Below are 26,718 nucleotides of genomic sequence, written 5' to 3'. Positions count from 1 at the left end.
TAGCAGCACGCTATCACGCCGATTTAACCGCGCTGGCGATAAAAGACAAAGTCGAATCAGGCAAAATTCTCTTGCGTAAACAGCATAAAGTCGACTTTGCCGGGCTGATAGGTCTCTGGTTGCTCACCCTCTTCCAGATGTCGCAGCAGCAGCGTCAGCGCCAGCTGTGCGTGACGCAGGGTGTTTTGATCGAGCGTCAGCGTCAGCACGCGTTTGGCCAGCAGCTCACTGGTGGTTTGGTAAAGTTCGTGCGTCACATACACCACCTTGCCGCACAGCCGGTGGCGCGCCAGCGCTTCGTGAATCTGCGTGTTGCCCATGCCGGTATTGTACAAGCCGACAATCTGCTGCGATGCGGCCAGCGTTTTCTCCAGCAGCCGGCTGATGCGCTCGCGCTCGTCCTGGCCTGCGATGATCTCCCGCAGCCGCAGATGCGGGAAGCGCTCCGCCAGCACCGCCTGAAATCCTTCGATGCGCAGACGGTGCGCGGCGTAATCGGCGCGACCGCTAACCAGCACTACGTCACCCGCCACGGGCAGCATGCTGCCGAGCATCAGCGCGGCAGTGCGTCCGGCCTTCAGCTGATCAACACCGACATGACACAGGCGCGGCGCTTCAGGCAGATCGGCCACCAGCGTGATGACCGGTACGCCACGCGCTTTACAGGCCTCAAGCGCCGCGTAAATCAGCGGATTTTCATGGGCGAAAACAATCAGCCCGTCCATCTTTTTGCTGCTGGCTTCGATATGCGCCGCCAGCTTTTCGGGCGCATGCTCCGGAATCAGCGTGCGGTGCAGCCGCAGGCGACGATAGCCGAGCTCATCTGCCAGCCGGGCAAAATCCTGCGCCAGCTGTTGAAAAAAGAAGGAACCGTTACCGCTCAGCAGCACTTCGATCTGCCACGCGTGGCGGTGTTCCTCCGGCAGGATGCGTTTCAAACCCGCTTCGCGCGCCGCCAGTAAAATTTTTTTCGTCATCGCGGGCGACACGCCGCCCCGGTCGTTCAGCACCCGATCCACCGTGGCGACGCCCACGCCCACCCGCTTAGCCAGTTCGGCCAGCGTCATTGTTTTCATCTGAGTGAATTCCATCAAAAACCGCGTTCAGACAGCCTGCCAGAAAGCGATATTTTGACAAGACCGACGATGCCGAAGTGTGAGCAACAGGAGCGTTATCATGCGCAGTGCGCAACGTTTTGCCTTGATTGGCTGTGGATTTATTGGCCAGGTGCATGCCGCAAACCTGGCGCGCCATCCCGGCGTTGAGCTGGCGCTGGTGTGCGATATAGACACCGCGCGCGCCGCCGCGCTGGCACAGCAGTTTGGGGCGCGGGCCGCCAGCGTGCCGCAGGCGCTGAGCAGTGAGGCCATTGATGCGGTGCTGATTGCCAGTGCGACGCCGACCCACGCCCCGCTACTGGAGCAGGCGGTGTTGGCGGGCAAAGCGGTGTACTGTGAAAAACCGATCGATTTGTCGCTGTCGCGCGCCCGGGAAGTAGTAGCCAGCATTTCCCCGCTGCAGGTGCCGGTGACGGTAGGGTTCAATCGGCGTTTTGATCGCAGCCATGCACAACTGAAAGCCCAGCTGCAGCAGGGCGTGATTGGGCGCAGCGAGCTTATCCAGATGGTGTGCCGCGCCTCTGAACTGCCGCCGCTGAGCTATCTGCAGGCGTCCGGCGGACAGATGCGCGACCAGGCCATCCACTTTTTCGATCTGCTGCGCTGGCTAACTGAGGATGAAGTGGTCACCGTGGGCGCGCTCGGTGCCGCGCTGGCGATGCCGGCGATCCGCGACATTGACGTCGATACCTCGGTGCTGATTATGCGCCTGCAGCAGGGTGCGCTGGCGCAGCTCGATAATGCCCGTCGTACCGCTTACGGTTATGACGAGCGCATCAGCGTGATGGGCAGCCTGGGCATGCTGGCGTCGGAAAGCCAGGCGGTGCGCGGTGCAACGCTGTATCAGGGGCAGCACATCCGCCAGCCGGGACTGTATGCGGACTGGTTCAGCCGGGTTCAGGAGACCTATTACAGCCATCTCGATGCGTTTGTGCGCCATCTGGGCGGCGAGAAAGTGGCTGGTCTGCCGGGGCTGATTGATGGGCTGCGCGCGCAGGCCATCGCGGAAGCGGCGCAGCTGTCGCTGACGCGCGGCGAGTTTGTGGAGGTGGAGTGGGTGACGGTTTGATGGGAAGTGGGCGATGGCGTTTACCCTCACCCCAACCCTCTCCCGCAGGCGGGAGAGGGGGCTGATAGTGCGTCCATCTGTCATTGGCGGGAGAGGGGGCTGATTGTGCGTCCATCTGTCATTGGCGGGAGAGGGGGCTGATTGTGCGTCCCTTTATCGCTGGCGGGAAAGGGGTTGATTGTGCGGGCGATTTACAGATTCAGCAGCTCGCGCTCAATCAGCTCGCGGGTTTCCACCGCCTGATACTTCATCTTCTCCGGATAGCCAAAAAGCGCGGCGGAGATAATCGACTCGCCGCCCACTTTATAGTGGCGGTTAGCGAAATCCATCTCGCGCAGCGCTTCGAACAGCGCGTCGAAATTCACCTCACCTTCGCCAACGGCCACGTGCTGGTGGATGGTGGCATCGACGCCCGGCGGGTTAACGATGTAGCGACAGTGTTTGGTGTGGTTCATGGTATCGGCAATCAGCATGTGCGACAGATCGTCGCCAGCGTAATGCAGCATACTCTTCACGTCGCCTTTGCCCTTGTCATAGTAGAACGTATGCGGTGCGCTATAGATGTATTTGACGTTGTCGCTGCGGAACGACTTGACGATATCGGCCGTTTCATTGCTCTCTTCGCAGAAATCCCACGGATGCGCCTGAATTTCCACGCGAATCCCCTCTCGCTCGAAAATCGGCAGCAGCTCGTCCATTGAGCGATAGAACATCTCTTCGCAGATTTCGGGCTCGTTCGGGTTACCGGAGAGCTCGGTATTGATCACCTGCACGCCCATCTCCACGGCAATCTCAATCATTCGCTTCCAGTTTTTCACCGCCGCCTGGCGCCGCAGCTCATCCGGTCCCGACCAGCGATAGACGGTGATAAACGAGGAGATTTCCAGTCCGGTAGCGTTGAGCGCATTTTTGTACTCGCGCATGATCTCCCGGCTGGCTTTTGGGTGTTTATAGAACGGATTGATCTGCGGATGCGGCGACTGTTCAATGTATTTATAACCCCACTCCGCGACCTGATGCACCATACGCGTGATGCCGAGATCGCGGATAACATCCACATCAAAAGCGATTTTCATTGTTGTTCTCCTGCGCGTTACGTTACCCACCACCGCAATCGGCGGCTGGTGTCGCGTCAACTATAAAAACAGCCCGGCACCGGCTCTAATGCTTTGCTGATGCATTTCCATCAGTGCCGGCGACACGCTGCGGCGATCGTTTGCCAAATAATTATTCTATTTGCGTGAGAAATGAAACGAATGAGGGTGTTTGTGCGACAGCGATCAAAAGAATGAGAGGATTTACTCATTAATTGAGAGGTAACGACCGGCTTATATGGCGTGAAAGCATAACGTCAGGCATTATTTTTGATAGTTTATTATCATTTAGGGGCTTAACGATGAGCAAAATTACCATGAGCGCGATTGCCGCCGCTGCCGGGGTGGGGATCGCCACCGTGGATCGGGTGCTCAATCGCCGCGCGCCGGTGCGGGCGCAAACCGAACAGAAAGTACTGGCAGCGGCGCATCGGCTGGGTTACCGCAGCAGCCACGCCCCGCTCAGTGCACAGAGCGACGGCGTGACGCTGCGTATGGGGTTTATCCTGCTGTCGGCTTCGTACTCTTTTTATCAAACGCTAACCGATGCGCTGCGCCAGCAGACGCAGCCATTTCATCCGGCCGGCAGCGAGCCGCTGTTTGTCTGGCACGAGATTGATGAGGTGGCAGCGGTGGTGGATTCGCTCTACCGGCTGGCTGAGCAGGTGGAGGCTATCGGCGTGGTGGCGCTGGATCATCCGCTGATCCGTCACGCGATAGCGCACGTTTCGCGTCAGGGCGTGCGCGTCTACGCGCTGTTTTCTGACTTCTCGCCCTGTGGGCATGCTGGCTATTTCGGCCTGGATAATCAGAAAGCCGGGCGTAGCGCGGGCTGGATCGCCAGCCATCTGCTGCATCAGCCGGGTCCGGCGGGCGTGCTGCTGGGGGATCACCGCTTTATCTGTCAGGAGAACTGCGAGAGTGGTTTTCGCTCGTATCTGCGCGAGCAGGACAGTGCGCGGCGCGTGCTGGAACCGCTCAAAACCCACGAATCGATTGCCGGTGGTTATCAGGCGACCCGCCAGCTGCTGGAGCAGCATGCCGATCTGGCGCTGATTTACGCGCCGTGCGGCGGTATAGAAGGGGTCGTTCAGGCGCTGCGTGAGCAGCCGCAGCGTAAGGTGGCGCTGATTTGTCACGGCCCGGTCAATGATGGCGACCTGGCGCTGATAGATGGCACCATCACGGTGATGCTGCGCCACCAGATCGCTGACATGGCACGACAGCTGGCGCAAACCGTGCAGCAACGTCACGCTGAGCGCAGCGATCATTTTTCTCAGGTCACCCTGCCGTTTGAGATCGTCATGCGGGAAAATGTCTGAGGCGTTGCGCAGTCACCCTTTGTTATCGCTCACCGGGCGACAGCCGCGCCCGCGCGCATGACGACAGCATTTGATAAAAAAATATCAAAAATTTGATAATTAAATTTATGATCGCTATCAAAGAATGAAAGTTCCATGATTGAGGTTGGTGAAATATCTATTTGATACTGACGCCAGCCCTCATCATAAGGAACCATCATGACCCTACACATTGCCAATGCGCCCTGCAGCTGGGGCGTAGACGATCCTGACAATCCTTTCCTGCCACCATGGCAAACGGTGCTGCGCGAGGCGGCCCAGGCCGGTTACCGCAGCATTGAACTCGGGCCGTGGCGCTATCTGCCGACCGATGCCGCCGAACTGCGCCAGCAGCTGGAAGCGCATCAGCTGTCGCTGGTGGCCGGCACCATTTTTGATGATTTGGTCAGCGAGGCGAATTTCCCGGCGATGGTTGAGCTGACGCACAACATCTGCCGCAACCTGTCGCAGGTGCCGTGCACGGCACGCACGCACGGTGATAACCGGCCCGCGCCCTATCTGGTGATTATCGATTTCGGCAACCCGCAGCGGGCGCAATTTGCCGGCCAGACGGAGAAAGCGCCACGTCTGGTACCTGCGGACTGGCAGCGCATGATGCAGCACATCACTCAGCTCAGTCACATCGCTTGGCATGACTACGGCGTGCGACCGGTGATTCATCCTCATGCCGGTGGCTGTATTGAGTTTGCTGATGAACTGGAGCAGCTGGTACAGGACATCCCGCACGAGGTCGCCGGACTGTGTCTCGATACCGGCCATCTTTTTTATTCCGGCATGGATCCGCAGACCTGGCTGCAACGCTACTGGTCGCGCATCGACTATCTGCATTTCAAAGACATTAATGCGGCCGTCTGGCGCGATGTGATTGCGCGCGGCGTCGACTTTTTTACTGCCTGTGCCGAGGGCGTGATGTGCCCGCTTGGCCAGGGCGCGATTGATTACCCGGCGCTGCGGGCGTTTCTCGCTGAACGTCACTACCAGGGCTGGATCACCATTGAGCAGGAGCGCGATCCGCGCAACGCCGCCACCAGTCTGCAGGACGTCACGGCCAGCCTGCATTACCTGCATTCCATCGGATTCTGAGGAGAACAGCATGATTAACGGGAGCAAAGTACTGGATCGCGCGCTGCGCTGGGGCATGGTGGGCGGCGGCGGCACCAGCCAGATCGGTTACATCCACCGTTCCGCTGCTTTACGCGACGGCAACTTCACCTTAGTGGCGGGTGCGTTTGATATTGATGCGGAGCGCGGACAAGCGTTTGGTCGCGCGCTGGGCGTGGCGGCCGAGCGCTGCTATAGCGATTACGAAACCCTGTTTAATGCGGAAGCCGCGCGTGCTGATGGCATTGAAGCCGTCTCCATCGCCACGCCGAACAATACGCACTTTGCTATCTGCCGCGCTGCGCTCAGCGCCGGGCTGCACGTGGTGTGTGAAAAACCGCTGTGTTTCACCTCCGCTGAAGCTGAGGAGCTGCAGCAACTGTGTAAAGCGCAGCAGAAGATCATCGGCGTGACCTACGGTTATGCCGGCCATCAGCTGATTCAGCAGGCGCGCACCATGATTGCTGACGGGCTGCTGGGTGAGATCCGCATTGTGAACATGCAGTTTGCTCACGGCTTTCATCACGAAGCGGTCGAATTACAGAATGCCAGCACCAAATGGCGCGTCGATCCGCGTTTTGTCGGCCCGAGCTATGTGCTGGGCGATCTGGCCACCCATCCGCTGTTTATCGCTGAAACCCTGTTGCCGCAGTTACAAATAAAACGCCTGCTGTGCAGCCGCCAGAGCTTTGTGGCCTCGCGTGCGCCGCTGGAAGATAACGCCTTTGTGATGATGGAATATGACAACGGCGCGGTCGGTACGCTATGGGCGTCAGCGGTGAACTGCGGATCGATGCACGGCCAGAAAATTCGCGTGGTGGGTGCCCGAGCCAGTCTGGAGTGGTGGGACGAACAGCCAAACCAGCTGCGCTATGAAGTACAGGGCGAGCCGGTGCAGATTCTTGAGCGCGGCATGGGTTATCTGCATGCCAGCGCGCTGGCCGATGACCGTATTGGTGGCGGCCATCCCGAAGGATTATTTGAAGCCTGGTCGAATCTCTATCGCCGTTTTGCGCTGGCGATGGACGCCACCGACCGCGGCGATCACGCCTTCCTGCAGGATTTCTGGTATCCGGACGTGCACGCCGGGCTGATGGGGGTACGCTGGGTGGAACAGTGTGTCAAATCGGCGGATGCCGGTGCGGTGTGGGTTGAGTGCTAATTAGCTGACGAAATTTAACCGGAGTGCGAGGCAGCGGGGCGGCATCCGTGCTTTATTGGGAGCCGCTGCGCATGCCTTCTGCAGTTGCTGCGGCGATCTGATCGATGGCGCGCTGTGCCTGTTCGCACTGGTGCAAAATAGTGAAGGCATGATGGTAAAGCATTTTCCCCGCTTCGGTAGGCGTTACGCCGCGTTTGGTGCGGATCAGTAACTGCTGATTCACTTCTCCCTCCAGCGTGGCAAGCTGCTGGCTTAGCGCCGGTTGCGCAATATGCAAACTTTCAGCGGCCTGCGTCAGGCTGCCCGCGTCGACGATTTTGATGAAATATTTAAGGCGACGAAGGTTCACGATTACTCCCTCTGGCGACACGATTCGGTGTATCAAAAACGTCCGGCACGATGAGATGCAGCAGACGCTGAGTTAAGGACAAAAGCCACGACGGCAGGCAGGTATTACGATTAACAGTTTTTTAACATCGACACGCGCAACGCGGCGTGACCGGTGGCGCAATTCGCTGGAAAGGTTTGGGCGCAATCGCAAAAGTGTGCGACGCGTCGCGCAAATGGGGGACTGGAAAGAGAGAAATAGCAGCGATACAGCTGCAAATTTTTAGCGCTAAGACCGGCAATGTAGCGAATCAATATGCCGACGCAGAAAAGCAAAAACCCAGCCATAAGGCTGGGTTTTCTGAATAGTGGTGCCCGGACGCGGAATCGAACCACGGACACGGGGATTTTCAATCCCCTGCTCTACCGACTGAGCTATCCGGGCAACGGGGCGCATTAAACCCTAATGGCTCACAGCCGTCAACGGGTTTCGTAAAAAAAGCGTAGCAATCGTGACTGATTGCCTGCTTTTCAGGCAGGGTGAACAAAAAGCCTACGCCAGCGCACCGTTTTGCCGGCACAGCGCGATGCTCAGCACATCTTCAGCCAGACGCCGCGCGGTAGAGACATCCTGCACGTTGCGCTTCACCAGCAGCTTACTCAGACAACCTTCGAGGATCAGCTCCATCTGATCGGCCACCATGCTGGGGTTGTCCAGCGCCAGGTCGACGAGGATTTCATGGGTGAACTGCCAGGAACTGCGCTTCTGCTGTTCGGCGAGCTGATGCACCGGCTGATCCGGCTGGGGATAGAAACTGCAGGCGGCAATAAACAGGCAGCCGGGAAAGCGGCCTTTACTGACGTGCTCTGCCAGCACGTCGTAACGCGCCAGCAGCTTTTGTGCCGCACTGAGGCGCTCATCCAGCTGCACCTGGCGGCGCCAGCTGTCGATCTGCTGGCCGTGAAAGCGCAGCGCGTCATACAGCAGGGCATCGCGATCGGGCCAGTAGCGCTCCAGCTGATCGCTGGCGAGGCCGCTTTCGCCAGCCAGCTGCAGCAGCGAGGTGGTCGCGGCCAGGCCGCTCTGTTCGAGCACATTCAGCGCATGCTCAAGGATCTGTTCGCGTTGCAAAAGACTCTCCTCCGGAATGCGGGCCCGAACGCGTGCGCCCGGGCAGTGTCGTGCAACCAGTTTCGTTTAACGCGGCAGATTGTGCAAATGGGCGCGGAAATCCGCGGCGTTAAGGAATCCGGTGACGCGTGAATCGGCAATCTCTTTGCCCTGCGCATCAAAGAACAGGATGGTCGGCAGGCCGAGCACCTGCAGATGCTGCAGCAGCGCGTTATCCTGCGCGTTGTTGGCTGTCACGTTAGCCTGCAGCAGCTGCACGTTGCTCAGGGCACTGCGCACGCCGTCATCGCTGAAGGTGTATTTTTCAAACTCTTTGCAGGCCACGCACCAGTCGGCATAGAGATCGACCATGGTGATACGGCCCTGCGCCTGCTGTAATGCGCTATCCAGCTGCTGGCTGCTGCTGATGCGCTGAAACGGCAGGTGCGCGACGCTTTGCGTACTGCTGCTGCCAAATGCCCAGTCCTGCAGCGGGCGCGCCACCACCAGCGCGGCCGCCAGCATGATGATCGGCAGCACGCGCGCTGTGCCGCGCGCGCTGAGACTCAGGCTGAACGCCCAGGCAAAAAACGCCACGCCGAGCAGACTCCACAGCCGCAGCCCCCAGATATCGCCCAGCACGCGCTCCAGCAGAAACACCGGCAGCGCCAGAATCACAAAGCCAAAACCCTCTTTCACACTCTGCATCCACGGACCGCTTTTCGGCAGCAGCCGGTTGCCGAACATCGTTACAGCAATCAGCGGCAGTCCCATGCCGAAAGCGTACAGCCACAGCGTGCCGGCACCGGCCCACAGATTACCGCTCTGCGCGATATACAGCAGGATAGCGCTGAGCGGCGCGGTGGTGCAGGGTGAGCAGATTAGCCCAGCCAGTGCGCCCATCATAAACACGCCCGCCAGCGAGCCGCCTTGCTGACGGTTGCTCCACAGCGTCAGACGCGTCTGGAGGCTGGCAGGCAGCTGCAGCGTGAACAGGCCAAACATCGACAGCGCCAGCAGCACAAACAGCACGGAGAGGCCGATCAATACGTAAGGATGCTGCAGCGCAGCCTGGAAACGCAGCCCCGCCGCTGCCACCACCATACCGAGCAGGGTGTAAGTCAGCGCCATGCCCTGCACGTAAACCAGTGCGAGGGCGAACAGCCGGCCCAGCGAGTAGCGGCGCTGGCCACCAAGAATGATGCCGGAGATCAGCGGATACATCGGCAGCACGCACGGCGTAAAGGCCACGCCGATGCCAATCAGCAGCGCCCACAGCGGCGAAAACGGCAGCGGCGTGCGGTGAGCGGCCGGTGATGCCGCGATTACCGGCGCGGCGCTATCGGCAGCAATCGCCGTCAGCGGCACCGAGCGGGTCTCCGGCGGATAGCAGAAACCGGCCGCGGCGCAGCCCTGATAGGTCACGCTGAGCGTTGCACCGGCATCGGCCTGGCGCAGGGTGATCGGCAGCTGTACGTCCTGCGGATAGATTTCGCTCTTACCGTAAAACTCATCTTCGTGCGGCTGGCCCGGCGGCAGCGTGACCGGCGCCAGCTGCGCGTGTTGCGCGCTGATGTGGAATTGCTGACGATAGAGGTAATAGCCGTCCTTCACTTTCCAGCTCAGCGTCAGCTGATGGCCCTGCTGGCTGAAATCAAAGCCAAAGGCCTGATCGACCGGCACAAAGCGGTTGTTGGTGGTGGGCGAGAACAGGCTGGCCTGCGCCGACAGGCAAAACAGCAGTGCCAGGCACAGGCTTAACAGGCGGGAAAATCGAGCAGCCATGACGAATTAATCAGCTCCGGTGGCGAATGAGCCGCGATAATAACACGGCTCATTCGCCACGAGGTTTTCAGGATGTAACCACGACGCTACAGAATCAGGCTGCCGAACAGGAAGCCAAACGCCACCGAGAAGGTAATTGCCAGTACGCCGGGAATGATAAACGAGTGGTTGAACACGTACTTACCAATGCGGGTCGAGCCGGTGTCATCCATCTCCACCGCGGCCAGCAGCGTCGGGTAGGTGGGCAGCACGAACAGCGCGGACACCGCGGCGAAGGAGGCGACCGCCGCCAGCGGCGACACGCCGAGCATCAGTGCGGCCGGCATCAGCGCTTTGGTGGTGGCCGCCTGCGAGTAGAGCAGCGTGGCAGCAAAGAACAGCACCAGCGCCAGCATCCACGGATAGCTCTGCAGCATGTCGCCGGCCAGCGTCTGGATGTCGCTGAGATGCGCTTTAACAAAGGTATCGCCCAGCCAGGCGACGCCCATTACGCAGATACAGGCGCTCATGCCGGATTTAAACGTGCTGGCACTGAGGATTTCACCGGTTTCCACTTTGCAAGTCAGGCAAATCAGCGTAGCAACCGTCAGCATAAACACCACAATGGCTTCGTTACGCGGCAGCACCGGATTGCTGATCAGGCCCACGCTGTCGCTGATTGCCGTCGCGTACAACACGACCGCCGCAATACCGATCAGGAACAGCAGCACCGCGCGTCTGGCACCCGGCTTGATGTGATAAACCTGCTCACCGCGCAGCGTCACTTCACCTTTCGCCAGGCGCGCCTGATAGACGTCATCTTCTTTGAGTTCTTTGCCGAGGAAGTTGGTGATCACGGCGGCAAAGAAAATGGCCAGCATGGTGGCAGGCAGCGCGACGCCGAGCAGCGCCAGATAACTGACGCCGCGCGGTTCAAGAATCGAGGCAAAAAATACCACTGCGGCCGAAAGCGGCGAGGCGGTGATGGCGATTTGCGACGCCACTACGGCTATCGACAGCGGGCGCGAAGGGCGTACGCCTTGCTCCTTAGCCACTTCCGCAATCACCGGCAGGGTGGAAAAGGCGGTATGACCGGTGCCCGCCAGCAGCGTCATCGCATAGGTCACCAGCGGCGCAAGGAACGTGACATAGCGCGGATGGCGGCGCAGCAGGCGTTCCGCCAGCCCGACCAGATAATCCATGCCGCCAGCCACCTGCATCGCGGCGATGGCCGCAATCACCGCCATAATGATCTCGATGACATCAAACGGGATCGCGCCGGGTTTCATGCCGCAAACCAGCGTCAGCACCAGCACGCCTAAACCGCCGGCAAAGCCAATGCCGATGCCGCCAAGGCGCGCACCCAGCCAGATCGCCAGCAGGACGATGAGCAATTCCACCACTACCATAGTTTCACTCCCTGAAGTGCCGCCACACGCAGCCACTTTAGTTATAGACGTCAAAATAAAAAAGCACGCCGTATTGTATACAGGCGTGCTTCAGACGACTTGATCCGGAACGGATTACTGTTCGTTTTCGTCGGTGTAACGCTTGGCTTTATATTCCGGGTGCATCAGGTTCTGGATGGAGAAAATATCGTCCAGCTCGGCTTCGGTCAGCAGACCGCGTTCCAGCACCACTTCGCGTACACTCTTACCGGTTTCAGCACAGATTTTCCCGACGATATCGCCGTTGTGATGGCCGATGTACGGGTTGAGGTAAGTGACGATACCGATGGAGTTGAACACGTAGGCTTCACAGACCGCTTTGTTGGCGGTGATGCCGTTAACGCATTTTTCCAGCAGGTTGTAGCAGGCGTTGGTCAGGATGCTGATCGACTCAAACAGCGCCTGGCCAATCACCGGTTCCATCACGTTGAGCTGCAGCTGACCGGCTTCAGAAGCCATGGTCACCGTGGTGTCGTTGCCAATCACTTTAAAGCACACCTGATTGACCACTTCCGGTACCACCGGGTTAACTTTCGCAGGCATGATCGAAGAACCGGCCTGCAGTTCCGGCAGGTTGATTTCGTTCAGGCCGGCGCGCGGACCGGATGACAGCAGGCGCAGGTCGTTACAGATTTTCGACAGTTTCACCGCCAGGCGCTTCAGCGCTGAATGCACCATGACGTAAGCGCCGCAGTCTGAGGTGGCTTCAATCAGATCTTCGGCGGGCACCACCGGCAGGTTGCTGACTTCCGCCAGGCGCTGTACCGCCAGCTGCTGGTAGCCGTCCGGCGTGTTGAGGCGGGTGCCGATCGCCGTGGCGCCGAGGTTAACCTCCAGCAGCAGTTCGGCGGTGCGCAGAATGCTGCGCGTCTCTTCGTTCAGCAGTACGTTGAACGCGTGGAACTCCTGACCGAGCGACATCGGCACCGCGTCCTGCAGCTGGGTGCGGCCCATCTTCAGGATGTTTTCAAACTCCACCGCTTTGCGCTGAAAACCTTCGCTCAGCTGGCCAATCGCGTCGAGCAGTTTGAGGATCGAGGCGTAAACCGCAATGCGGAAACCGGTAGGATAAGCGTCGTTAGTGGACTGACACTTATTCACGTGATCGTTCGGGTTGAGATACTGATATTCACCTTTCTGGTGACCCATCAGCTCCAGACCGATGTTAGCCAGCACCTCGTTGGTGTTCATGTTGACCGAGGTGCCCGCGCCGCCCTGATAGACATCAACCGGGAACTGGTCCATGCACTTACCGTTGTTCAGCACTTCATCACAGGCCTGAATGATAGTGTTGGCGATGTGGCGAGGGATGGTTTGCAGCTCTTTGTTGGCGAGCGCGGCGGCTTTTTTCACCATCACCATGCCGCGAACAAACTCAGGGATGTCGCTGATTTTACTGTTACTGATATAGAAGTTCTCAATCGCACGCAGAGTATGAACACCGTAATAGGCATCTGCCGGAACTTCACGCATGCCTAACAGGTCTTCTTCGATACGAATGTTGTTCGCCATGATTACCTTCTTATTATTGCTGCTGTGTTACTGCCGGGCATCCGGAATGGATGGGCGGCGAATAACGTGCAGGTGAAGCAATTATATTGTCGTGGAATACCAGTGCCGACATTTTATCCATCTTCGGGCTGGCGAGCACGATCATATTCTGTCACTGCAGAAATGCTTGTGCACAGATCACTTTACGGACATTTGCTGGCCCAGCGGTAATAACGATATGTGATGTACTTCGCAATTTTAAGTCAGTGGCATAAATTTAACAGTGGCGGTTGAATTTCCCCGGCCGCGTGCCCATCTCATACGTTATGGTCATGCTGACCCTTCAATTTTGCTGCCCCGCACGCTGCGTGGCGGCGCGACTCACAGGAGATATCGGTGCGCTGGTTACCGTTAGTGATTTTTTTTGTTCTGGCCTGGATTGAGATCTCAATTTTCATCCAGGTGGCGCACGCGCTCGGCGTGCTGCTGACCATGCTGCTGGTGATTTTTACCTCGTGCATTGGTGTGTCGCTGGTGAAAAATCAGGGCATGAAGAACTTTATGCTGATGCAGGAGAAGCTGGCGCGTAACGAGAGCCCGGCGGCGGAGATGATCAAAAGCGTGTCGCTGATCATCGCCGGTTTTCTGCTGCTGCTGCCGGGCTTCTTTACCGATTTCCTCGGCCTGCTGCTGTTGCTGCCGCCGGTGCAGAAGCACCTGACGCTGAAGCTGATGCCGCACCTGCGCGTATGGCGCGGCCCGGGGCAGGGCCCTGACAGCGGCGTCACCATGGACGGCGAGTTTGAGCGCAAAGATCAGGATCGTATCGGTCACGATAAAGATCGCTGAATGTAAGCGGGGCGGCGTAAGCCGCCCTTTTTGCTGTCTTTTTCGTCATCTGTTACGCAAACGAAAATTTTTTATTTTTTTGCCCTTGAAAGCCCCTTTTCTGCCCCTATCTCTCTCTCCACGAGGCCGGAACCCTCAAGCCCGGCGTTCAACCCAAAAATGAATGATTGGACTTCTCAAAGGAGAGCTATCAAATGAAAATTCGTCCGTTGCACGATCGCGTTATCGTCAAGCGTAAAGAAGTTGAAGCCAAATCTGCTGGCGGTATCGTTCTGACCGGCTCTGCAGCAGGCAAATCAACCCGCGGTGAAGTACTGGCTGTTGGCAATGGCCGCATCCTGGAAAACGGCGACGTGAAGCCGCTGGACGTGAAAGTGGGTGATCTGGTGATTTTCAGCGAAGGCTACGGTGCCAAGACTGAGAAAATCGACAACGAAGAAGTTCTGATCATCTCTGAAAGCGACATTCTGGCGATTGTTGAAGCGTAATTTACGCGTAATTCACTGAACGAAACGAATTTAAGGGATATTTGAAATGGCAGCTAAAGACGTAAAATTCGGTAATGACGCACGCGTAAAAATGCTGCGTGGCGTGAACGTACTGGCAGATGCAGTAAAAGTTACCCTGGGCCCGAAAGGCCGTAACGTGGTTCTGGATAAATCTTTTGGTGCACCGACCATCACTAAAGATGGTGTTTCTGTGGCACGTGAAATCGAGCTGGAAGACAAGTTCGAGAACATGGGTGCGCAGATGGTGAAAGAAGTCGCTTCTAAAGCTAACGACGCAGCAGGCGACGGCACCACCACCGCTACCGTTCTGGCACAGGCTATCGTCAACGAAGGCCTGAAAGCCGTCGCGGCGGGCATGAACCCAATGGATCTGAAGCGCGGTATCGATAAAGCCGTTGCCGCAGCCGTTGAAGAGCTGAAAACCCTGTCTGTACCATGCCAGGATTCCCGCGCTATCGCGCAGGTAGGTACCATTTCTGCCAACTCCGATGAAAGCGTCGGTACCCTGATCGCTCAGGCGATGGACAAAGTGGGTAAAGAAGGCGTGATCACCGTTGAAGAAGGTACCGGCCTGCAGGACGAGCTGGACGTGGTTGAAGGTATGCAGTTCGACCGTGGCTACCTGTCTCCGTACTTCATCAACAAGCCAGAAACCGGTGCAGTGGAGCTGGAAAGCCCATTCATCCTGCTGGCTGACAAGAAAATCTCTAACATCCGCGAAATGCTGCCAGTGCTGGAAGCTGTGGCGAAAGCCGGCAAACCACTGCTGATCATCGCAGAAGACGTGGAAGGCGAAGCGCTGGCTACGCTGGTGGTGAACACCATGCGCGGTATCGTGAAAGTGGCTGCGGTGAAAGCACCGGGCTTCGGCGACCGTCGTAAAGCGATGCTGCAGGATATTGCTATCCTGACCGGCGGTACCGTGATCTCTGAAGAGATCGGTATGGAGCTGGAAAAAGCGACGCTGGAAGACCTGGGTCAGGCAAAACGCGTGGTGATCAACAAAGACACCACCACCATCATCGATGGTGTGGGCGATCAGGGCGCCATCTCTGGCCGCGTGACGCAGATCCGTCAGCAGATCGAAGAAGCGACGTCTGACTACGACAAAGAGAAACTGCAGGAGCGCGTTGCTAAACTGGCAGGCGGTGTAGCCGTACTGAAAGTAGGCGCAGCGACTGAAGTTGAAATGAAAGAGAAGAAAGCACGCGTTGAAGATGCCCTGCACGCTACCCGTGCTGCGGTTGAAGAAGGCGTGGTTGCCGGTGGTGGTGTTGCGCTGGTGCGTGTTGCGGCGAAAATCGCAGCATCTGGCCTGAAAGGTCAGAACGAAGACCAGAACGTCGGTATCAAGGTTGCTCTGCGTGCGATGGAAGCGCCACTGCGTCAGATCGTTTCTAACGCCGGTGAAGAGCCATCTGTGGTTGCTAACAACGTGAAAGCCGGCGACGGTAACTACGGTTACAACGCACAGACCGAAGAGTACGGCAACATGATCGACTTCGGTATCCTGGATCCAACCAAAGTGACCCGTTCTGCGCTGCAGTACGCATCTTCTGTGGCCGGTCTGATGATCACCACCGAAGCGATGGTCACCGACCTGCCGAAAGGCGACGCACCTGACTTAGGTGCTGGCGCTGGCGGCATGGGCGGCATGGGCGGTATGGGCGGCATGATGTAATTGCCCTGAACGTCTGAGCTGTTGAGAAACCCCCGATCGGAAACGGTCGGGGGTTTTTCTTTTGCCGGCGAACAAGGTATAAGTAAGGGCGCAATACTTCGGCTTTGCGGGTTTAGGGCAATGAATGTTCAGAAAAAATGTGCGCTTTTCTGCTACGCTGCCGCCCGACACTGATGATAATAAATGGGGATTATAATGCGGATTAACCTCTCGCTCGGACTGGCAGTCGGTACCTTACTGCTGGCGGGCTGTAGCACCTCCAACCAACTGAGTGCCGCCGGCGAACGTGTCACCTTTGTTGATCAACAGCCAGGCAGCCAATGTCAGCTGCTGGGCAATGTTACCGGCTCGCAGAGCAACTGGCTGACCGGCTCAGGCGGTGAAGGCAGTTCACTGCGCGGTGCGGCCAACGACCTGCGTAACCGCGCAGCGGAGATGGGCGGCAACGTGATTTATGGTGCCACCAGCCCGACGCAGAACCTGCTGTCTGCCTTTGCCCCGCTCGACAGCAAAATGTCGGGTCAGGTGTATAAGTGCCCGTAATGGCAGAGCAGCAATAAAAAAGCCGCGAGAGCGGCTTTTTTGTTTTTGAGTACAGTTCCAGCACGGTCGCCATCAATGGCGACACTACGGTGATGGCGCCGCCACAGGAATACTGTAGGGTGCGCATTCAGGTACGACCGGGCACATGGGTAACAGATCAGACCGGGCACACAGGTAACACTTTTTGTGGTCAGTCGATCCGGATAATACGCTTTTCTGCCCGGTCATAATACGCAAGGATGAGCCTGTCGAAGAGGATGACGTCAATGCCGTCGTCCACTTCCAGGAACCGCACGTACTCGCCCCGTAACGCTGCGCTCAGGAAGGTCCGCCCGTTCAGCCTCAGGTCGCCTTTTTCACCGACTTTGTACAGCTTCGCCCCCTCCGGATAACCCACCTCCGGCACTTTTCCGTTCCATTTCCGCGGTGAAGGCGTCCATATTTTTGCGGGCGGCTGCTGCCCGTGTGCCTCATGCGGCTTTTCCTGATTGAACTCGTTCCGCCATCCGCTGCACCACGCCTGCTGCTCTGGCAGCGAGCCAAAGACGTCGTGATGGCTCATGGCGACCTTCAGCGACCGGTGCATCCGCTCGTGGCGGGCGTTCTGCCCCGGACAGCCCGGTGCGGTTCTTTCCGGCTGTATCCCCAGTTTTATCAGCCACACGCTCAGCTGCGTCAGCGCGAGGATGCCCGGCGCAACGAAGGGCGAGCCGTTGTCGGTGCGGATAACGTCGGGCAGCCCGCCTTCCAGGAAGGCCTTTTCCATGCAGCCGCGCACGAACACCGTGGTCTCCGACGTGCCCGGCTCGCAGGACAGCAGGTAGCGGCTGTGGTTATCGGTGAGCGTGAAGGGGCGGCACCAGCTGCCGTCTTTCAGGCGGAAGCGCCCTTTAAAATCAGCGCTCCAGACGTGGTTATTCCTCACGGGTGTCGTGAGACTGCGCAGGTTGCCCGGCGTTCGCTTACGCGGCGTCCGCGGCTGCACCATTCCCGCCGCCTTCAGCAGGTCGCCGATGGTGCTGGCGGCGGGCACGATGAAGTCAGCGCCGTTGCTGAGGAACCAGTGGCGGATTTTTTTTGGCCCCCAGTCGGGGTGCTGCTGGCGGAACTGAACAAGGCGCGCGGCGATGTCGGGGGCGATTTTATCGGGCTGGAGATGGCGGGCGCGGGAGAGATTTTCAAGCGAGGAGAGCTCGCCGGGGTTAAAGCGGCTGAGCCACTTGTAGCCGGTTTTGCGGCTGATGCCGTGGCGGTGACACAGCTGCGTCATGGATTCCCCGCCTGCCTGGCAGGCGAGGATGAATTCAAGGCGTTGCATGGTAACAGTCTCAGTCCAGGGCATAGTGAGTCTCCTCTGCTATGCCGTTTATAACTGTTACCCATGTGCCCGGTCTAAAGTGTTACCCATGTGGCCGGTTTGTACCTTCATGCGCAACGGGCAGCTGGCAGGGAACGTCACTCCTGACGCAGCTGCAGATCCAGCGGCGTTTTGCTCGGCTCACCACCAATTTCCCGCGCCAGCTTCGGCACCATATAGCCCGATACCATGGTCAGCAGTTGCCGCACCAGCGCGCGCGCCTGCTCATCCGGCACAAAGAAGTGCGCCGCCCCCTGCACCTTATCCAGCACATGTAAATAGTAGGGCAGGATGCCGGCATCAAACAGCGCATTGCTGAGCTGTGCCAGGGTCTGCGCATCGTCATTAACGCCGCGCAGCAGCACGCTCTGGTTCAGCAGGGTGACGCCGGCGCGCTTCAGCCTCTGCATGCGTTCGCGCAGCGCCTCGTCAATCTCCTGCGCGTGGTTGATGTGGCTGACCAGCAGCACCTGCAGACGCGTATCCGCCAGCAGCTGGCATAGCCCTTCGGTAATGCGCGCTGGGATCACTACCGGCAGCCGGCTGTGAATGCGCAGGCGTTTCAGGTGCGGAATGTTTTCCAGCGCGCCAATCAGCCACGCCAGCTCCTGATCTTTCGCCATCAGCGGATCGCCGCCGGAGAAGATGATCTCGTCCAGCTCGGGATGGGCGGCAATGTAATCAATCGCCGCCTGCCAGTTGCGCTTGTTGCCCTGATTATCCTGATAGGGGAAATGCCGGCGGAAGCAGTAGCGGCAGTTCACCGCGCAGCCGCCCTTGACCAGCAGCAGCGCGCGGTTTCTATACTTATGCAGTAAGCCCGGCACCACGCTGCTCTGCTCATCGAGCGGATCGGTGCTGTAGCCCGGCGCATCGGTAAACTCCTGACGGCTGGTCAGCACCTGCAGCAGCAGCGGGTCCTGCGCATTGCCGCGCTGCATGCGCTGAATAAAGGCGCGCGGTACGCGCAGGGCGAACAGACGGCGTGCCTCGCTCCCGGCTGCCAGATCCGCGTGGTTTTCGAGGGCTAAAAGTTGCAGTAATTCAGCAGGATCGGTGACAACATCAGCAAGTTGCTGCAACCAATCTTCTCTGACGGGGGGATTTAGGGTTACAATGTGTGCCATTTTTTTGGCTATTACCAGTTAATATCTACAGAGGGCCTTTATGGCGACTTATCTTAGCAACGATTTTCGTGCCGGTCTTAAAATCATGTTCGAAGGCGAACCGTATGCCATCGAATCCAGTGAATTCGTTAAGCCGGGTAAAGGCCAGGCGTTTGCACGTGTTAAAATGCGTCGTCTGCTGACCGGTTCACGCGTTGAGAAAACCTTCAAGTCTACCGACTCCGCCGAAGGCGCAGACGTGCGTGACATGACGCTGCAGTACTCCTACAACGATGGTGACTTCTTCTACTTCATGCACCCTGAAACCTTCGAACAGTATCAGGTTGAAGCCAAGGTGCTGGACGACGTGACCAAATGGCTGCAGGACAACGCCGAGTGTATCGTAACCCTGTGGAACGATAAACCGATCGCCGTTCAGCCACCGAACTTCATCGAAGCTGAAATCACCGAAACTGACCCAGGTCTGAAAGGTGATACTGCCGGTACCGGCGGCAAGCCAGCGACGCTGTCTACCGGCGCTGTGATCAAAGTGCCACTGTTCGTACAGATTGGCGAAGTGGTAAAAGTGGACACCCGCTCTGGCGAATACGTTTCCCGCGTAAAATAATCGTCAAATCAGGCGCATCATCGATGCGCCTTTTTTATTTCCGCGCTCTTCCCCGCACCGCGTCTTTTTTCAGCAGCTTAACCGCCATCATGGCGTATCCGGTCTATGCTTTAAAAGCTGTACTTTTACTGCAACCAACAAGGATATGGCTATGTTAAAGAAAAGTATTGTCGCGATTTTCTCGGTACTGGTGCTTTCCTCGCTGCTTTCAGCCTGTAACACCACGCGTGGCGTAGGCGAAGATGTTGAAGCGGGCGGTCAGGCAATTCAGCGCAGCGCGCAGTAACTAAAACCGGTGCGAAACCTGCTTTCGTACCGGCTTTCTCTTCCTCCTGTTGTCCTGCCAGCACCTGTGATTTCTGAAACTGCCTGCCGCGACGGCGGTGCCGTTGTTTGCCGTCAGCAATACGGGTAGACTTCCTCCCCTTGTCTGTATAAGGAGTCATCACCATGAGCGAAACGGCAAGCTGGCAGCCGAGCGCACCCATTGCCAATTTGTTGAAACGCGCCGCCATCCTGGCGGAAATCCGGCGTTTCTTTGCCGATCGCGGCGTACTGGAAGTGGATACGCCTGCCATGAGCCAGGCGACGATCACCGACATCCATCTGGTGCCATTCCAGACGCGCTTCGTCGGACCTGGGGCGGCAGACGGGCGCGATCTGTGGCTGATGACCAGTCCGGAATATCACATGAAGCGCCTGCTGGCGGCGGGCAGCGGCCCGATTTATCAGATGGGGCGCTGCTTCCGTAATGAAGAGGCCGGGCGCCACCATAATCCGGAATTCACCATGCTGGAGTGGTATCGGCCGCACTACGACATGTATCGGCTGATGAACGAAGTCGACGACCTGCTGCAGCAGGTGCTGGAGTGCGACAGCGCCGAATCGCTATCGTATCAGCAGGCGTTTATCCGTCATCTGGAGATCGATCCGCTGTCGGCGGACAAGGCGCAGCTGCGCGAAGCGGCGGAAAAGCTGGGTGAGGGCGAGCTGGCGAATCGCGAAGACGATCGCGACACGCTGCTGCAGCTGCTGTTTATGCTGGGCGTGGAACCGAAAATTGGTCTCGATAAGCCGTGCTTCGTCTATCACTTCCCGGCCAGTCAGGCGGCGCTGGCGGAGATCAGTACCGAAGATCACCGCGTGGCAGAGCGTTTTGAGGTCTATTACAAAGGCGTGGAGCTGGCCAACGGTTTCCGCGAACTGACCGATAGCCGCGAACAGCGTCAGCGCTTTGAGCAGGATAATCGCCGTCGCGCTGCGCGCGGTTTGCCACAGCATCCGATTGATACTTACCTGCTGGATGCGCTGGCGCACGGCATGCCGGCCTGTTCCGGCGTGGCGCTGGGCGTCGATCGCCTGATTATGCTGGCGCTGAAGGCCGATGCGCTCAGTGAGGTGATCGCTTTCCCGGTGGATCGCAGTTAGTTACGCCGCAGTTCTGCACACCCGGCCGCAGCTCAGCAACAGCGCTATCCGCGGCCGGATGCGTTTACGGCGAGGTATTATTGGCCGCTTCCGGAAACTCCTGGATGGTAACCGGCAGCGTCATCTTCTGCTCATTGCGCAGCACCTGCACATCAATCACCGATCCCGGGCGGATTTCCGCCACCTGGTCCATGGTCTCCTGCGCGGACAGCGCCGGCTTACCGTTTACCTGCAGCAGGACATCATTGGCCTGAATGCCGGCGCGATCCGCCGGACCGCCCGGCGTCACTTCGCTGACAATGATGCCCTGCACCCGATCGAGGTTGCTGCCCTGACCGTGCAGCGGCGGCAGTTCGCGCCCGGTAATGCCGATATAACCGCGGATCACCCGGCCATCGCGGATCAGCTTATCCATGATTTTGGTCGCCAGCGCGGTCGGAATGGCAAAACCAATGCCTTCCGGGGTTTCGCCGTCGTTGCTTTTGTCGAAAGTCAGCGTGTTGATGCCCATCAGCTCGCCCAGCGAGTTAATCAGCGCGCCGCCGGAGTTCCCCTGGTTGATCGAGGCATCGGTTTGCAGGAAGTTCTGCCGACCGGAGGAGCTCAGACCGATGCGGCCGGTGGCGCTGATGATGCCTTGGGTGACCGTCTGGCCGAGGTTGTACGGATTGCCAATCGCCATCACCACATCACCAATATGCGCGACACGTTTGGCGTTGATCGGGATTACCGGCAGATTGGAGGCGCTGATTTTTAACACCGCCAGATCGGTCATGGCGTCGGAGCCCACCAGCGTCGCTTCAAAAAAGCGTCCGTCCTGCAGCGCGACGATAATCTGGTCAGCGTTATTGATGACATGTTTGTTGGTGAGGATGTAGCCTTTCGCGTTCATGATGACGCCGGAACCGAGCGTGGTAATGCCGCGATTATTGTTACCGTGCGCGCTGCGGTTATAGACGTTGACCACCGCCGGCACAGCACGGCGCACGCCCTGATTGAAACTGAAGGGCGCTTCATCGGCGCTGCTGTCGTGATCAAAGGTGACGTTGCTGCCCATTCGCAGCGCCGGGATCGCGACAAGCAGTAAACCTGCCACGATCAGGCCCATCACCACAGAACGTAAAAGTTTAAGAAACATGGTGTTATTTCAGGCAAGAGTTGATCGCAGGGCAGAATAGCACGAGAAGGGCGGACAAACACCTGCTTGTCCGCCCGTTGCGAGGATTATCGCAGAAGCAGGTAAATACTCTCGTCGCCGCGCACCACGTTCAGCGCCAGTACCGGCGGTTTGCCCTCCAGCACTTTGCGCATCTCGGCGAGGCTCTGCACCCGCGTACGGTTGACGCCGACAATCACATCGTCTTTCTGCAGGCCAACCTGTTCTGCCGGCGTGCCTTTTTCGATGGTATCGACTTTGACCCCTTTATCGCCGGCTTTGGTATTGCCGTCACTGAGCGTGGCGCCCTGCAGCGCTGGCGACATCAGCTGGGCGCTGGCGGTGCTCTGCGCGCTCTGTTCCAGCGTTACGGTCACCGTCAGCGGTTTGCCATCGCGCAGCAGACCGATTTTCACCTGCTGGCCTGGCGGCGTGGTGCCGACTTTCACCCGCAGCTCGGCAAAGCTGGTAATTGGCTTATCGTTAATGGCGGTAATGATGTCGCCCGCTTTGATGCCCGCCTGTTCCGCCGCCGACTTCGGCAGCACTTCAGAGACAAATGCTCCGCGCTGCGCATCGACGTTAAACGCTTTCGCGATATCGGCGGTCATTTCTGTCCCTTTGATCCCGAGCTGACCGCGCTTCACTTCGCCGAACTGAATCAGCTGCTGCGCCAGGTTCATCGCCATGTTGCTGGGGATGGCAAAGCCAATACCAATGTTGCCGCCGCTCGACGCCAGAATGGCGGTGTTAATGCCGATCAGCTCGCCATTGAGGTTCACCAGCGCGCCGCCAGAGTTACCACGGTTGATGGCGGCATCGGTCTGAATAAAGTTCTCCAGCCCTTCCAGATTCAGCCCGCTGCGGCCCAGCGCCGAGATAATGCCGGACGTTGCCGTCTGGCCGAGGCCGAACGGGTTGCCGATCGCCACGGCGAAATCACCCACTTTCAGCGCGTCAGAATCAGCAATTTTCACCTGCGTGAGGTTTTTTGCGCCTTCTACCTGAATCAGCGCGATGTCGGTTTGCTCGTCATGACCAATCAGCTTTGCGTCATATTCGTTGCCATCACTCAGCTGCACGCTGATTTTATCCGCACCGTTTACCACGTGATTGTTGGTCAGAATGTAGCCTTTAGCTGCGTCGATGATGACGCCGGAACCCAGTCCTTCAAACGGCTGTGGCTGAGACTGCCCGGGCGCCTGGCCAAAGAAGCGCTTCAGCGGCTCGGGAATATCCTGGCCCTGCTGACCGCTGTCGGTGCCCTCGACATGCACGCTGACCACCGCCGGCAGCACTTTTTCCAGCATCGGTGCCAGGCTTGGCAGTGCTTGTCCCTGAATCTGTGCCGGCAACGTGGCCATGGCACCCGGCGTCGCCGCCAGACTCATCCCAATGCTCAAGGCTAATGCGCTTAACAGTCGTGCTGGTTTTTTCATTGCTATGACGCTCTCGCTGCGAAAAGGGGGATAAAAGAAGTGTGACAGTTATTGGTAATAAGCGTTCGGAAAACAAAAAGGGCACAGCCATGCTGTGCCCCAAAAGGATTAACTGCGGGTGGTGCGTTCGCCGCTGCGCAGCAGGCCCGATGCGCCTTCAGAGTAGTCGCGCGGGATCTGCACCGGCGCCTGGTCGTTATCGGCCTCGGCTTCCGTCAGCTGGTAAGCAAACGGATTTTTCTCGCCCGGCAGATTTGGCAGCAGGTCATTCGACCCTTTCGCCATGTGCTGATACAGCTGGCGATAGTCGCGCGCCATGTTGTCCAGCAACTCTGCGCTGCGCGCAAAGTGGTTGGTGAGCTCTTCGCGGTAATCCGCCAGCTCCGCTTTGGATTTTTCCAGTTCGTACTGCATGCTGCGCTGCTCACGCAGCTTTTTGTTGCCAAAACGCATCGCTACCGCGCCGACAATAATGCCAATCACTAAACCAATCAGCCCGTATTCCCAGGTCATAATGACTCCCGTGTAATTTCCGTTGCTTCGTAGGGCATTGCTTCTGTTTCAACTTCAATAGTAGCCACTATACCCGTTAATCCATCGGAAGTGGAATCCTCGGGCTGTATCGCTTAGTGTAGAGCGGCCTAATTTTCGACAACCGACACGTGAATCGGACTTTTTCAGGGATTCTGAGAGAACCATGCAAACCTCATCTCCGCTTGCGCGCTATGAGCAGGCGCTGTCGCAGGGCGAGTTTCGTCCGGACGATGTACAACGTGACGCCATCACCCGTTTAGATCGCATTCAGCAAGGCCTGATTGCCCGCCAGCAGCAGCCGCAACCGGCAGCTAAAGGGCTGTTTGGCCGCTTATCAAAGCTGATGAATAAAGCGCCGGAGAGCCATGAAGCGCCGGTGCGTGGCCTGTATATGTGGGGCGGCGTCGGACGCGGTAAAACCTGGGTAATGGATCTGTTTTTTCAGTCTATTCCTGGCGATCGCAAACTGCGTCTGCATTTCCATCGCTTCATGCTGCGCGTGCACGAAGAGTTAACGCAGCTGCAGGGCCACAGCGACCCGCTGCTGATTGTCGCTGACCGTTTCAAAGCGGAAACCGATATTCTCTGTTTCGACGAGTTTTTCGTCTCCGACATCACCGACGCAATGCTGCTTGGTACGCTGATGGAAGCGCTGTTTGCCCGCGGCATCACGCTGGTGGCGACCTCCAACATTCCGCCGGATGAGCTGTACCGCAACGGCCTGCAGCGGGCGCGTTTTCTGCCGGCTATCGAGCAGATCAAGCGCCACTGCGATGTGATGAATGTCGATGCCGGCATTGATTATCGCCTGCGCACCCTGACATCGGCCCATCTGTGGAATTTCCCGCTTAACGACGCGACGCACGCGGAGATGGAGCGCATGTTCAGCGCGCTGTCCGGTAAACCGCGCGGCGACGCGCCGGTGCTGGAGATTAACCATCGCCAGCTGCCGACGCTCGGCGTTCACGAAGGCGTACTGGCCATCAACTTCCTCGCGTTGTGCGGTGAAGGGCGCAGCCAGCACGATTACATTGAGCTGTCGCGCCGCTTCCACAGCGTGCTGCTGTACGATGTGCCGGTGATGATTTACAAAACGGAAGACCAGGCGCGGCGGTTCCTCGCGCTGGTGGATGAGTTCTATGAGCGCCACGTCAAGCTGGTGGTGGCGGCAGAAACCTCGCTGTTTGAAATCTATCAGGGCACGCGGCTGAAATTCGAATATCAGCGCTGTCTGTCGCGCCTGCAGGAGATGCAGAGCGAGGAGTATCTTCGCCTGCCGCACCTGCCCTGAGGGGCAAACAGAAATCACCGCTTCGGGCGCAAAAAGAGTCGATCTTTAGATTCGACTTCTCTATAATCTTGCGACCCCACGTTACAGCACAGGCTTTCTTTTCCCGGAAAACTGTGTGATCCGGTAACTCTACCTGAGGGGGTGGGCTTGCTGGGCGAATTGGTCGTGTGAGCCTCAATCGTTAACTTAGCGTTTGGGATTTCACCAACGTGTAACTTTTATTTGGGTAAGCTTTTCAATGAAAACTTTTACAGCTAAACCAGAAACCGTACAGCGTGACTGGTATGTTGTTGACGCAACTGGCAAAACCCTGGGTCGCCTGGCGACTGAACTGGCGCGCCGTCTGCGTGGTAAGCACAAAGCGGAATACACTCCGCACGTTGATACCGGTGATTACATCATCGTTCTGAACGCTGACAAAGTTGCTGTAACCGGCAACAAGCGTAACGACAAGATTTACTATCACCACACTGGCCACATCGGTGGTATCAAGCAAGCGACCTTTGCAGAGATGATCGAACGCCGTCCTGAGCGTGTGATTGAAATCGCGGTTAAAGGCATGCTGCCAAAAGGCCCACTGGGTCGTGCTATGTACCGTAAACTGAAAGTTTACGCAGGTAACGAGCACAACCACGCGGCGCAGCAACCGCAAGTTCTTGACATTTAATCGGGATTATAGGCAATGGCTGAAACTCAAAACTACGGCACTGGTCGCCGCAAAAGCTCTGCCGCTCGCGTCTTTATCAAGCCGGGTAGCGGTAACATCGTAATTAACCAGCGCTCTCTGGAGCAGTACTTCGGTCGTGAGACTGCACGCATGGTCGTGCGTCAGCCGCTGGAGCTGGTTGATATGGTTGGTAAACTGGACCTGTACATCACCGTTAAAGGTGGTGGTATTTCTGGTCAGGCTGGTGCGATCCGTCACGGTATCACCCGCGCTCTGATGGAATACGACGAGTCTCTGCGTTCTGAACTGCGTAAAGCGGGCTTCGTTACCCGTGACGCGCGTCAGGTTGAACGTAAGAAAGTCGGTCTGCGTAAAGCACGCCGTCGTCCACAGTTCTCCAAGCGTTAATTGCTGGCTGCTTCGGCAGTTACAATTGGCTCAAAAAACCCGCTTCGGCGGGTTTTTTATTGCCTGAATCGCGGCT

At 57.9% G+C, this 26,718-nt stretch carries 26 protein-coding genes, 1 tRNA gene and 1 pseudogene; 14 read left to right on the top strand and 14 right to left on the bottom strand.

The features are described from left to right. Positions 1-56 precede the first annotated feature (56 nt). Positions 57-1,076: a LacI family DNA-binding transcriptional regulator gene (locus E7738_RS11930; RefSeq protein WP_394515661.1), complete on the bottom strand. Its 1,020-nt coding sequence runs from the start codon at positions 1,074-1,076 to the stop codon at positions 57-59. 100 nt (positions 1,077-1,176) lie between these two features. Here E7738_RS11930 and E7738_RS11925 point away from each other — a divergent pair, with 100 nt between their 5' ends. Continuing rightward, positions 1,177-2,187, top strand: coding sequence for a Gfo/Idh/MocA family oxidoreductase (locus E7738_RS11925; RefSeq protein ID WP_264441710.1), 1,011 nt, complete (start codon positions 1,177-1,179; stop codon positions 2,185-2,187). A gap of 191 nt (positions 2,188-2,378) precedes the next feature. Here E7738_RS11925 and E7738_RS11920 read toward each other — a convergent pair whose 3' ends face one another. Continuing rightward, positions 2,379-3,263: a sugar phosphate isomerase/epimerase family protein gene (locus tag E7738_RS11920; RefSeq protein ID WP_021507777.1), complete on the bottom strand. Its 885-nt coding sequence runs from the start codon at positions 3,261-3,263 to the stop codon at positions 2,379-2,381. A 320-nt stretch (positions 3,264-3,583) separates the two neighbouring features. Here E7738_RS11920 and E7738_RS11915 point away from each other — a divergent pair, with 320 nt between their 5' ends. Further along, positions 3,584-4,603 (top strand): LacI family DNA-binding transcriptional regulator, encoded by a 1,020-nt coding sequence (locus E7738_RS11915; RefSeq protein WP_394515660.1) that lies wholly within the window; start codon positions 3,584-3,586, stop codon positions 4,601-4,603. Between the two features lie 29 nt (positions 4,604-4,632). Here the strand turns inward: E7738_RS11915 and E7738_RS11910 are convergent, their stop codons facing one another. After that, a complete protein-coding gene (locus E7738_RS11910; protein ID WP_159377357.1) occupies positions 4,633-4,803 on the bottom strand; it encodes a hypothetical protein in 171 nt (56 codons plus the stop codon). On the opposite strand from E7738_RS11910, the gene E7738_RS11905 reads away from it, so the two are divergent. Both E7738_RS11905 and E7738_RS11900 read left to right on the top strand, forming a co-directional pair. Next, positions 4,802-5,725 carry a TIM barrel protein gene (locus E7738_RS11905; protein WP_394515659.1) on the top strand — a complete coding sequence of 308 codons (924 nt, stop codon included), beginning with the start codon at positions 4,802-4,804 and terminating at the stop codon, positions 5,723-5,725. The genes E7738_RS11910 and E7738_RS11905 overlap by 2 nt on opposite strands. 10 nt (positions 5,726-5,735) lie before the next feature. Beyond that, a complete protein-coding gene (locus tag E7738_RS11900; RefSeq protein ID WP_275026626.1) occupies positions 5,736-6,905 on the top strand; it encodes a Gfo/Idh/MocA family protein in 1,170 nt (389 codons plus the stop codon). 94 nt (positions 6,906-6,999) lie between these two features. Here the strand turns inward: E7738_RS11900 and E7738_RS11895 are convergent. The 6 genes and pseudogenes from E7738_RS11895 to aspA form a co-directional block, all read right to left on the bottom strand. Further along, a pseudogene (locus E7738_RS11895) lies at positions 7,000-7,254 on the bottom strand (LysR family transcriptional regulator); the annotation flags it as partial. Positions 7,255-7,601: 347 nt separating this feature from the next. Beyond that, a tRNA-Phe gene (locus tag E7738_RS11890) sits at positions 7,602-7,677 on the bottom strand. Positions 7,678-7,785: 108 nt separating this feature from the next. Beyond that, positions 7,786-8,364: a division control transcriptional repressor DicD gene (locus tag E7738_RS11885; protein ID WP_394515658.1), complete on the bottom strand. Its 579-nt coding sequence runs from the start codon at positions 8,362-8,364 to the stop codon at positions 7,786-7,788. Between the two features lie 66 nt (positions 8,365-8,430). Continuing rightward, entirely contained in the window at positions 8,431-10,128 is a 1,698-nt protein-coding gene (locus tag E7738_RS11880) for a protein-disulfide reductase DsbD (RefSeq protein ID WP_394515657.1), read from the bottom strand. Between the two features lie 86 nt (positions 10,129-10,214). Next, positions 10,215-11,516 (bottom strand): anaerobic C4-dicarboxylate transporter, encoded by a 1,302-nt coding sequence (locus E7738_RS11875; RefSeq protein WP_132465830.1) that lies wholly within the window; start codon positions 11,514-11,516, stop codon positions 10,215-10,217. A gap of 114 nt (positions 11,517-11,630) precedes the next feature. After that, positions 11,631-13,067: an aspartate ammonia-lyase gene (gene aspA / locus E7738_RS11870; RefSeq protein ID WP_021507768.1), complete on the bottom strand. Its 1,437-nt coding sequence runs from the start codon at positions 13,065-13,067 to the stop codon at positions 11,631-11,633. A 375-nt stretch (positions 13,068-13,442) separates the two neighbouring features. Here aspA and E7738_RS11865 point away from each other — a divergent pair, with 375 nt between their 5' ends. The 4 genes from E7738_RS11865 to E7738_RS11850 all read left to right on the top strand — a co-directional run bounded on the left by E7738_RS11865 (position 13,443) and on the right by E7738_RS11850 (position 16,628). Beyond that, positions 13,443-13,895, top strand: coding sequence for an FxsA family protein (locus E7738_RS11865; RefSeq protein WP_021507767.1), 453 nt, complete (start codon positions 13,443-13,445; stop codon positions 13,893-13,895). A 194-nt stretch (positions 13,896-14,089) separates the two neighbouring features. Continuing rightward, positions 14,090-14,383, top strand: a complete 294-nt coding sequence (locus tag E7738_RS11860) for a co-chaperone GroES (RefSeq protein WP_021507766.1) — start codon at positions 14,090-14,092, stop codon at positions 14,381-14,383. A 46-nt stretch (positions 14,384-14,429) separates the two neighbouring features. Then, complete coding sequence (gene groL, locus E7738_RS11855; RefSeq protein ID WP_021507765.1) at positions 14,430-16,085, top strand: chaperonin GroEL; 1,656 nt, start codon at positions 14,430-14,432, stop codon at positions 16,083-16,085. 195 nt (positions 16,086-16,280) lie between these two features. Further along, positions 16,281-16,628, top strand: a complete 348-nt coding sequence (locus tag E7738_RS11850; protein ID WP_021507764.1) for a DUF4156 domain-containing protein — start codon at positions 16,281-16,283, stop codon at positions 16,626-16,628. Between the two features lie 190 nt (positions 16,629-16,818). Here the strand turns inward: E7738_RS11850 and E7738_RS11845 are convergent, their stop codons facing one another. Next, positions 16,819-17,946 carry a DDE-type integrase/transposase/recombinase gene (locus E7738_RS11845; protein WP_196368259.1) on the bottom strand — a complete coding sequence of 376 codons (1,128 nt, stop codon included), beginning with the start codon at positions 17,944-17,946 and terminating at the stop codon, positions 16,819-16,821. A 137-nt stretch (positions 17,947-18,083) separates the two neighbouring features. Continuing rightward, positions 18,084-19,112, bottom strand: coding sequence for an EF-P beta-lysylation protein EpmB (gene epmB, locus E7738_RS11840; protein ID WP_058759602.1), 1,029 nt, complete (start codon positions 19,110-19,112; stop codon positions 18,084-18,086). A gap of 40 nt (positions 19,113-19,152) precedes the next feature. Here epmB and efp point away from each other — a divergent pair, with 40 nt between their 5' ends. From efp to epmA, 3 genes are all read left to right on the top strand, one after another. Continuing rightward, the gene (efp, locus tag E7738_RS11835) at positions 19,153-19,719 is read left to right on the top strand and encodes an elongation factor P (RefSeq protein WP_021507762.1); all 567 of its coding nucleotides are present in this window, start codon (positions 19,153-19,155) and stop codon (positions 19,717-19,719) included. A 151-nt stretch (positions 19,720-19,870) separates the two neighbouring features. Continuing rightward, entirely contained in the window at positions 19,871-20,005 is a 135-nt protein-coding gene (locus tag E7738_RS11830; RefSeq protein ID WP_031279745.1) for an entericidin A/B family lipoprotein, read from the top strand. 164 nt (positions 20,006-20,169) lie between these two features. Next, a complete protein-coding gene (epmA, locus tag E7738_RS11825; RefSeq protein ID WP_021507760.1) occupies positions 20,170-21,147 on the top strand; it encodes an elongation factor P--(R)-beta-lysine ligase in 978 nt (325 codons plus the stop codon). 64 nt (positions 21,148-21,211) lie between these two features. Here the strand turns inward: epmA and degS are convergent, their stop codons facing one another. The 3 genes from degS to zapG all read right to left on the bottom strand — a co-directional run bounded on the left by degS (position 21,212) and on the right by zapG (position 24,255). Continuing rightward, a complete protein-coding gene (gene degS / locus E7738_RS11820; protein ID WP_021507759.1) occupies positions 21,212-22,285 on the bottom strand; it encodes an outer membrane-stress sensor serine endopeptidase DegS in 1,074 nt (357 codons plus the stop codon). 86 nt (positions 22,286-22,371) lie between these two features. Then, positions 22,372-23,742, bottom strand: coding sequence for a serine endoprotease DegQ (degQ, locus tag E7738_RS11815; protein WP_031279744.1), 1,371 nt, complete (start codon positions 23,740-23,742; stop codon positions 22,372-22,374). Positions 23,743-23,850: 108 nt separating this feature from the next. Continuing rightward, positions 23,851-24,255, bottom strand: a complete 405-nt coding sequence (gene zapG, locus E7738_RS11810; protein ID WP_021507757.1) for a Z-ring associated protein ZapG — start codon at positions 24,253-24,255, stop codon at positions 23,851-23,853. A gap of 184 nt (positions 24,256-24,439) precedes the next feature. On the opposite strand from zapG, the gene zapE reads away from it, so the two are divergent. The 3 genes from zapE (at position 24,440) to rpsI (ending at position 26,642) form a co-directional block, all read left to right on the top strand. Beyond that, positions 24,440-25,567 (top strand): cell division protein ZapE, encoded by a 1,128-nt coding sequence (gene zapE / locus E7738_RS11805; protein ID WP_058759600.1) that lies wholly within the window; start codon positions 24,440-24,442, stop codon positions 25,565-25,567. Positions 25,568-25,805: 238 nt separating this feature from the next. After that, the gene (rplM, locus tag E7738_RS11800; protein ID WP_021507755.1) at positions 25,806-26,234 is read left to right on the top strand and encodes a 50S ribosomal protein L13; all 429 of its coding nucleotides are present in this window, start codon (positions 25,806-25,808) and stop codon (positions 26,232-26,234) included. Positions 26,235-26,249: 15 nt separating this feature from the next. Further along, positions 26,250-26,642 carry a 30S ribosomal protein S9 gene (gene rpsI, locus E7738_RS11795; protein WP_021507754.1) on the top strand — a complete coding sequence of 131 codons (393 nt, stop codon included), beginning with the start codon at positions 26,250-26,252 and terminating at the stop codon, positions 26,640-26,642. Positions 26,643-26,718 lie beyond the last annotated feature (76 nt).

It is taken from the genome of Pantoea sp. SGAir0430 (assembly GCF_043549295.1).
Note: the sequence above shows the minus strand (reverse complement) of the source record. Positions and strands in the feature narration are given on the sequence as shown.